The organism is Prescottella subtropica (genome assembly GCF_005434945.1).
Lineage (GTDB): Bacteria > Actinomycetota > Actinomycetes > Mycobacteriales > Mycobacteriaceae > Prescottella > Prescottella subtropica.
On record NZ_SKCH01000062.1, the window covers coordinates 1 to 1,385 of the forward strand.

At 64.6% G+C, this 1,385-nt stretch carries 1 protein-coding gene; it reads right to left on the reverse strand.

From position 1 onward, the window contains the following. Positions 1-35: 35 nt before the first annotated feature. Positions 36-1,315, reverse strand: a protein-coding gene (locus tag E0497_RS20320; protein WP_137726604.1) for an IS3 family transposase whose coding sequence is annotated in 2 segments (ribosomal slippage) — positions 36-964 and positions 964-1,315 — 1,281 coding nt in all. Because the reading frame shifts where the segments join, the coding sequence is not laid out codon by codon here. Between the last annotated feature and the right edge of the window lie 70 nt (positions 1,316-1,385).

The following is a 1,385-nucleotide window of genomic DNA, read 5'->3' on the forward strand; positions in this document are numbered from 1 at the left end:
GGGCCTTACCCCCGGATAGTGGACACAGGGGTGGATTACGCTGCGTCGCCGATGCTATCGGAGAAGTGGCGTTCGTAGGCGTTCGGGGATGTGTTGTCGCAGTAGGAATGCCGACGTCGCGTGTTGTAGCGGGTCAGCCACCGGAACGCCTGCCGGCGGCAGGTGATCTCGTCAGGCCAGCGGGTAGCGTCCTGCAGCACTTCTCGTTTGAACGCGGCATTGAACGACTCGGCCAGCGAGTTGTCGGCACTGGTGCCCACTGCGCCCATCGACTGGGTCACGCCCATGGCCGTGCATGTGTAGGCGAAGTCTTTCGAGGTGTAGACCGAGCCGTGGTCGGAGTGGAAGATCGCCCCGCGCAACGATCGGCGTTCCCGCTCGGCGGCCTGTAACGCATCGATGACCAGTTCCACGCGCATGTGGTCGGCGATGGCCCAGCCGACGAGTTTGCGGCTGTAGCAGTCGATCACGGTGGCCAGGTACAGGTTCTTGCCGCGCCCGTCCACACCGGGGACCGCCAACGGCAGATAGGTGATGTCGCCGACGTACACGCTGTTCGGCTCGGTGGCGGTGAAGTCCCGTCTGACCAGATCGGGATGCTTTCGGTCGGCCGGTTCGGGGACGGTGGTGCGGATCCGTCGGCGTTTGCGGTAGCCAACGATCCCGTTCTCACGCATCACTCGCTCCACACGCTTGTGATTGACCCGCTCACCAGCGGGTTTCCCGTCGTTGATCTCCGCGGTGATCCGTGGTGCCCCGTAGGCCTTGTCCTCGGTGTGCACGAGCGTGATCTCCTGCAGCAGGGCAGCATCGGCCATGGCGCGTTCAGCGCGTGCCGGTGCCGACGTGCGCCAGGCGTAGAACGAGGAACGGACGACGTCGAGGACGTCGCACAGCCACTTCACCGGGTAGGCGTCGAGGTGGTCGGCGACGAACTGGAAGCGGCTCACCAGTTCGTCTCCCCCGCGAAATACTTTGCCGCCTTGCGCAGGATCTCGCGTTCGGTCGTCAGCTTCGTGGTCTCGACTTCCAACTCGCGGACCCGGGCACGCAGGCGCGCCAACTCTTCCTCGGGTGTCTGGTCCACCGACTCGCCGGCGTCGACAGCAGTCGATCGTGGTCGTAACGGGCTGGCGGCCGGCTCGCCGTCTCTGCCGGTCTTACGTCCGGTCCCGTACTTGTCGAGCCAGTTCCGCAAGGTGCCCCGCTCGATGCCGAGGTCCTCGGCGATACTGCGGACCGTTGCTCCCGGAGTGGACTCGTACAAGTCGACCGCGTTCCGCCGAAACTCCTCGTCGTAGTGCTTCCTGGCCATGATCTCGATTCTCTCGCTTCCCCAGCATCATGCTGGATTCAGCGTGTCCAAGAACCAGGGGTAAGGCCCA